General features: G+C 44.3%; 7 protein-coding genes. All 7 read left to right on the top strand.

Translation table 11 applies throughout. From position 1 onward, the window contains the following. Positions 1–785: IS200/IS605 family accessory protein TnpB-related protein (locus F6K52_RS29155; protein WP_293086952.1), on the top strand; the 785-nt coding region annotated here is incomplete at its 5' end. Positions 786–809: 24 nt separating this feature from the next. Beyond that, positions 810–1,415 (top strand): ureidoglycolate lyase, encoded by a 606-nt coding sequence (locus F6K52_RS29150; RefSeq protein WP_293086949.1) that lies wholly within the window; start codon positions 810–812, stop codon positions 1,413–1,415. Between the two features lie 406 nt (positions 1,416–1,821). Further along, positions 1,822–2,067, top strand: coding sequence for a hypothetical protein (locus tag F6K52_RS29145; RefSeq protein ID WP_293086947.1), 246 nt, complete (start codon positions 1,822–1,824; stop codon positions 2,065–2,067). 47 nt (positions 2,068–2,114) lie between these two features. Then, complete coding sequence (locus F6K52_RS29140; RefSeq protein ID WP_293086945.1) at positions 2,115–3,434, top strand: TauD/TfdA family dioxygenase; 1,320 nt, start codon at positions 2,115–2,117, stop codon at positions 3,432–3,434. A 47-nt stretch (positions 3,435–3,481) separates the two neighbouring features. Beyond that, positions 3,482–4,783, top strand: coding sequence for a TauD/TfdA family dioxygenase (locus F6K52_RS29135; protein WP_293086942.1), 1,302 nt, complete (start codon positions 3,482–3,484; stop codon positions 4,781–4,783). A 610-nt stretch (positions 4,784–5,393) separates the two neighbouring features. Continuing rightward, positions 5,394–6,500 carry a peptidoglycan-binding protein gene (locus F6K52_RS29130; RefSeq protein ID WP_293086939.1) on the top strand — a complete coding sequence of 369 codons (1,107 nt, stop codon included), beginning with the start codon at positions 5,394–5,396 and terminating at the stop codon, positions 6,498–6,500. 239 nt (positions 6,501–6,739) lie between these two features. Beyond that, positions 6,740–7,049 (top strand): N-acetylmuramoyl-L-alanine amidase (locus tag F6K52_RS29125; RefSeq protein ID WP_293086934.1); only part of this gene is annotated, 310 nt, incomplete at its 3' end.

The raw sequence follows: 7,049 nt of genomic DNA, 5'->3' as shown, positions 1-7,049 counted from the left end.
CTGCCGCAACAATAGCAGTTGTGACCCATAGCGGCACTGTAATCCACAGGGAGTTTATACATCCTGGGAGAGACATAGACCGTCGGGACAAACGACTAAAATCCGTATCTATGCGGGCGTCTAAGACTATGGGTAAGGGCGGAAGACTTCATAAAGGTTTTTGTTCTAAAACCTATCAAAAATGCCAAAGAATCAACACCCAAATTGGTCACATTGTCTCAAAGCGAATTGTTGAGATTGCTGAACAATTTAATTCTGAAGCGGTCGTATTTGAGAACCTCAAAGGATGGAAACCAAAAGGTGGACGGAAGCGGTCTAATCTACGACAAAGGTTTCACGGATGGCTCAAAGCAAAAATTCGCGACTTTACACAGATGAAGTGGACTGAGTTGGGTGGAAAGGTAATAGAAGTTGTAGCTGCCTATACTTCAAAGCTTGCCTATGACGGTTCTGGCACGGTTAGACGTGATTCAAGGAATTATGCCCTAGCAACCTTCCCTTCAGCTAAGCTATTCAATGCCGATCTTAATGGCGCTTACAACATCGGGGCTAGAGGTGTACTTAAGCTCGTTCGCAGAAATGACAACGAGGGTCGTTCCAGCAAAAGTTCTGGACGACCGCCTAGAAGCTGGGCTTGTCTGTGTGACTTATGGACGCTTCGTAGTTCTAAGGTGTGCATAGGACACTCCCACCTGGCCATAGGCCACGCTAAGCGAACGGCGATAGCCAGGTGGGAGAAGCTTCATACAGAACCAATGGTTGCTCTAGTGCTGAAAAAGCACTAATTGCTGATAGTTTAAGGGGAAATCATGGCTACACCATGCATATATTATGACGTTCCATTAAAAAAGCTGAACTCAAAAAATGCTGAAGGATTAGGAACTGTATTCACGGATTTTGAAGATGTTGAAATAGAGTTGTGTAAATGGCCAAACCCAGGAAAACGACCTCTTATTGCTAGAGGGGGTTATGGTACATTTATTGAAGACGAATTCAAAGTATATTGGCGTGGTTCTACCGTGCTTTCCGCTGACCATAAAAATGCTCGCGGTGGGGCAGCAGGAAAGGCTGTGGTTGATCCTGACACTAACTCTAACTATGTGCTAGTGAATTGGCTTAGCGCCCATCTAGATGCAGGAGAAGCTTTTATTCCTAAAAATGGTGAACCTAGCATTTTTTTATTAGCGCCTCCTGGGGACAATGTCAAACCAGAAGATTTTGTAGCCCTTTACTCCGATGGTAGTTACGGCATATCAATTCATCCTGGAGTATGGCACACAGCTCCCTTACCACTGTCTGGAGAGGTAGTCTATAAAAATAAACAAGGCAGTATCTATGCTACAGTAGATTGTCTATTGTTGAAGGAGCAAGATACTTGTCTAAAGATTCCCCTTCGTAAACCTGAACAAAACTGACAACATAGATAGCCAACACATGACGGAATAGATAGAAACAGAGCAGAGGTGCGACCCGTGGCGAATTTAATTACGGGTCAAGGGCACCATTACGGTCTTGGTGGAAACCCCCATGACCGACTGCATCAAGACAAATGTGTCAACTTCTATTACTGAATAGCTCTTAAAAATAGCCTATTTTAGTAATCATGGTAGAGGATACAAAATCCGTATTTCGAGACTGATAAATCACTGATTAACCGAAGTAACTTAGCTTTTTGGTGATTAGTAAAGGGATTGTATAGCAATCTCAAACAGAGATTGTGAAATCCCAATGGGTAAGTCGAGAAATAGAGTCGTTCAAGTCAATTGAGTTCAAGTCAATTCAATTTCAATTCATTCAATACTGTGCAAACAGGGAGATACTTTGATTATCTGGGCAAGCGATCGCCTTTGGCGCGGCTTCGCCGATCGCGCTGAAATTTTGAGTAGTGGACACCAAGCGCGGGTACTGATTGCTGATGAAAACAACTGCTGTCAGGAAGTGTTTTACCAGACTCTGACCCCTACTCTCACCCCTAATGGAGAGACACTAGAATACAACGGCTATCAAACCACTAACGGCACACTATTGACCTCTAAGTCAAAGGTAATGGTGGGGGCTCAAGCCTAGTCCTCAAATAAATGGAAACCAAGTAAAACAAAAGATAAAGGTGAAACATGACAACCCTACTTCGGCCACTCAAAGCCGCTTTTCGGATCGAATCAGTTGCAGTGACCAACAACGGTGTACAAGTCACTTGGAAAGATGGTCATCACAGCTTTTACCATAACCTCTGGCTGCGGGATGCTTGCCACTGTCCCGAATGCTTCCAGCGGGATACATTGAGCCTTAACAGCTCAGAAGGGGAAGGACATGACCCCCTGAAAATGCCACTCAATCCCATAACTGAAGCGGTCAAGATCGATCGTGAAGGCAATTTGGATATAGTCTGGGGCGGTCAAGAACCTGGACATCACAGTGTATTCGATCCATCTTGGCTGCGAGTTCATTGTCAACAAGACCCCGCCCTCAAACAGCGACGAAAACCCCAACTGTGGGATTCATCAGTGTCAATCCCTCATTTCGATTACCACGAAGTGATGAAAGACGATTGGGCACTGTTGCTGTGGTTGGACAAGATGCTGGAATTGGGAGTAGTCATCATTGACAACGTCCCCAAGAATCGAGAGAGTTTTCAGGCACTGATAGAGCGGATTGGACCGATCCAACAACGATATCATCCCACCAATATCTTTAGGTTGGATACAGCAAACAAACTGGCAGGAAATATTCACCACGCCTATCAGTATATGGAACGTTTACATAATCACACAGACCATGTATCTTACAACGTTCCTCCCAGACTGCAATTTCTCGGATGTATCCAATACGACAACCCAGACAATGACAAACAGGCGTATTCTACCCTAGTGGATGGGTTCAAAATTGCCGAAGTTCTCAGAACCCAACAGCCAAAATTCTTCGAGTTGCTGACCACAGAGTATGTGCCAACAGGTCGCCGTGGCCTGGGTGTAGAAGAAAAGGTATCTAAGCATGAAATTGGCACCAAGAAGTATCAATGGGAAACTTATCATCGCCAGCATGTAATTAATTTAGATGAAACCGGTGAAGTCTACCAGATTCGTCACCATGAAAAAGACCGAGTGCCACTAGAGGTTTCCCCTGATAAAATTCAAGACTTATATGCAGCCTACCAAGCATTTACAGCACTTGCTGAAGCTCCTGAATATAACGCCGAATTTCTGATCGCTCCGGGACAAGTATTAGTTAACGACAACTGGCGATTACTCCACGGGCGTACCGCCATTCACAATCCTCAGCTGCGACGAGTTTTACTGGGAGCCTACATGAAACCAGAAACATTCCGTAGCAGACGGCGACTGTTACTTGGCAAAAAAAGCGGTATGTCAGATATCTGGTTAATGGGATGCTCAGACCGTGCTTTAGAAATGCTCGCAGACCGCACCACAATCTAAAGAAACCAAATACATAGGAGCTTAATACATAGGAGCTTGAAATTAAAATGACCACGCTACTTCGACAACTCAAACCTGCTTTTCGCATCGAATCCATAGCAACCCATGACAATGGTGTAGAGATCACTTGGAAAGATGGCCATCAAAGCTTTTACCATCATCTCTGGCTCCTAGATAGCTGTCGCTGTCCTAAATGCTTTCAGCGAGATACCTTAAGCCTCAATAGCGGACATGACCTCCTCAAAATGCCCCTAAACCCAACTCCTCAAGAGGTCACAATTGATCGTGAAGGCAATTTGGATATTGTCTGGGGTGGTCAGGAAACAGGGCATCACAGTGTATTCGATCCTTCCTGGTTACGAGTTCATTGTTACGATGACCCAGCCCTTAAACAAAAATCAAAAACTCAACTTTGGGATGCATCAGTGTCTATCCCCTATTTTGATTATCATGAGGTGATGAATGATGACGACTTTTTATTGTCCTACCTGAATCAGCTCGTCGAACTAGGAGTAGCAGTAATTGAGAATGCTCCAAATGACGAACAAAGCTTTCGGGCATTAATTGAACGGGTGGGGCCTTTACGGCAACGTTATCATCCCACCAATGTATTTACTATGGATAGAAAGAACGCAGTTGCTCAGGCTATCCAACATTCTTATCAATTGGGACGTTTAAGAAATCATACAGACGTTACTGCCTACGATATTCCCACTGGAATCCAATTTCTGCAATGTACCCTCTACGACAACCCGGATAACGATAGACAAGCCTATTCCACTGTCGTTGATGGTTTCAAATTAGCAGAGGTAATCAAAACCGAAAACCCCTACTTCTTTGAGCTACTTACCACAGAATATATACCAGCAGGTCGCCGACGACTGTCTGTGGAGGAGAAACTATCGGAAAATGATTCCAGCGCTCGGAAATACGAATGGGAAGCTTACCGGCGCAATCATCTAATTAACTTGGATGAAAATGGAGAAGTGTATCAGATTCGGTATAACCACAACACCAGGATACCCCTAGAGGTTTCCTACGATAAAATTCAAGACCTATTGGCAGCCTACCGAAGATTTTCCCAACTGTTACAAGATCCTGACTATAATGCCGAATTTCTACTGACTCCCGGACAGGTGTTAGTAGTTAACAACTGGCGAGTGCTCCATGGACGTACCGGTATCTGGAGTCCTTCCCTGAAACGAAGCTTGCTAGGAGCCTACTTGGAAGAAGAAACCTTCCGCTGTAGACGGCGAATTTTGCTAGGGGAGAAAACCGGGATGTCAAACCTGTGGTTAATGGGATGCTCAGACCGTGCTTTGGAAATTCTCGCAGATCGCTATGTTTGAGATCATGGAATAATCTTAATTGATGGGAAGTGAAGTGCTCTCAACAACAGACAGCGCTTCCATCAGAAAATTAACGCTATTTTTAGGGCGCACAAACGTGCGCCCTAACTATTATAATAGTTGCTGATTATCACAAATTAGTAATTTGTTACTAAATAATAGGCCAGTTTAATAACTGGCACAAACAATAAAAATTTTTATCCCCTGATTTTACTACACCTTTCCGAGGAATTCTTAAAGCAGACATAATATGACTTAATGGTGAGATGCTGATTGCATTAACAGGGATTGGGCATGGTAACCCAGTCATTAGCTGTTTCCTGTCGAACTAACCAAGGACATTAATATCTTCTTGACTCTAACTGTTATAAGCGGAGGATTCTGCCCAATTTTGCCAAGGATTTGCCCGTAATCCCAGGCTCTAGTATTGAATATGAATATATAGTGGAAGAGTCTTGAGTTTGGTAGGGCTAACAACAGCTAGCTTGAAACGTCCTAATCACTCCTCCTACACAGGAGTTTACTTTAAGTGACAAACACCAATTACCACTCACCAATCACGACTCACTAATCACGACTACTGCCACCATTTCATCTATGAGGGAAACTGATGGTCTTATCTTTGAAAATCGTACATGATACCTTCCTAAAACAGCAACCCGTACCCAGCCAGAAGATCGAAAATGAAGAGGATAAAGTTTGGGTCAAAAAAGGCAGGGAACTAGAGCTGCACAGCTGGGTAGACCTCAAAGAAGAGAAGTCTTACCTGCGGATTGCTTTGACCAAAGATCAATTTAATGGCAAGAATACCTGGTACGTCTACGAACCCCATGTGGAAGTTTGGGATGACGACAAGCAGTTGTTCCCCAAGAAAATATCCATCAAGGTCAGAAATGTTACCTCCTGCTCTACAGAAGTGGTTCGGGGGCTAGACAAGCAGATTATTGATGAAATGAACCGACTTATCCCAAATGTACTAATCAGCTTTGATGATTTAGATGTGCAACTAGGTCCTGCTGTCTGGGCTATGCTCCAACCCGCTGCCAAAAGAGCCCTCGAACGTGCTATTCAAGACCGGGGCGTTCCCATGGTAATTAATTCAGCCTATCGGACCATTGCGCAGCAATTAATACTATATAACCACTACAGAAATCGCCGTTGCGGTATTCCCATTGCTGCCCGTCCGTCTCGAAGTAATCACCAAAGTGGTCTAGCCATTGATATTTCAGATTACCTGAGCTGGCGACCTTACCTCCAGAAGTACGGCTGGCGATGGCTCGGTTGGGGAGACCCAGTTCATTTCGACTACGTAGGCAGAGGTACCCGAGACATTCGCGCCCTAGCAGTGCGGGCATTCCAGCGAGTTTGGAACCGCTATAATATCAATGACCGGATTGCCGAAGATGGTTCCTACGGACCATCAACCGAGAGACGACTAAACAATAGTTTTTCAGAAGGGTTTTCGATCTCGGTACCCTCCAAGAAAGAATCTGAGAAGTCTATACAATTTCGGGTACTGCGCCTAAGCCGACCTTATATGAAAGGAGAAGACGTGCTTGCTATTCAACAAGCCTTGGCCAAAGCAGGCTATAGTCTGGATGTGGATGGTGTCTTTGGACCAGGTAGCCAGGCAGTTGTAAAGCAGTTCCAACAACAAAATGGTTTAGATGCAGATGGAATTGTCGGCCCAGCAACCCGTGCCAAAATGGGACTTTAATTGAACACCATTGACCCTAACCGAATGGTAATGGTCAATGGCAAAAAAATCTATGATTCATTAACAAGTTCCAGAGGTATTCATCATTCCTAAATCATCATTGATGGTTTCATTGATTGTTTCTCCGTAACTGATAATTTAAATGCGAAATGCGTAAGCTATTAGCACGACTTTTTAAAGCAATCTACCGAATTATTTTCCGACCCAAAAATGGTAAACTAAGGAGAAGAAACCAACCCATGGCACGTATTATAATTTCCGCTGGTCATGACCTCAAAGACCCGGGAGTAGTGGCTTTAGGCACAACAGAATCTCGGGAAATGATACTTACCCGTAATGAAATTGTTAAAGAGCTGGAATTACGGGGAGTAGATTGTATTGTTGTTCCTGACTCTCTCAGTCGTCGAGACACGATTCGATGGATCAATGCCAATGCTGTGCCTGGTGACGTAGCCTTGGAAATCCATGGTAATGCCTTTAACGGTTCCCTGCGAGGGGCTCAAGCCTTTTACATCCATGGTAACCATGAAAGGCAGCTAGATGCTCAGA

It is taken from the genome of Moorena sp. SIO3H5 (assembly GCF_010692395.1).
Lineage (GTDB): Bacteria > Cyanobacteriota > Cyanobacteriia > Cyanobacteriales > Coleofasciculaceae > Moorena.
The sequence above is the reverse complement of the archived record's forward strand: the minus strand, read 5'-3'. Positions and strand labels throughout refer to the sequence as shown.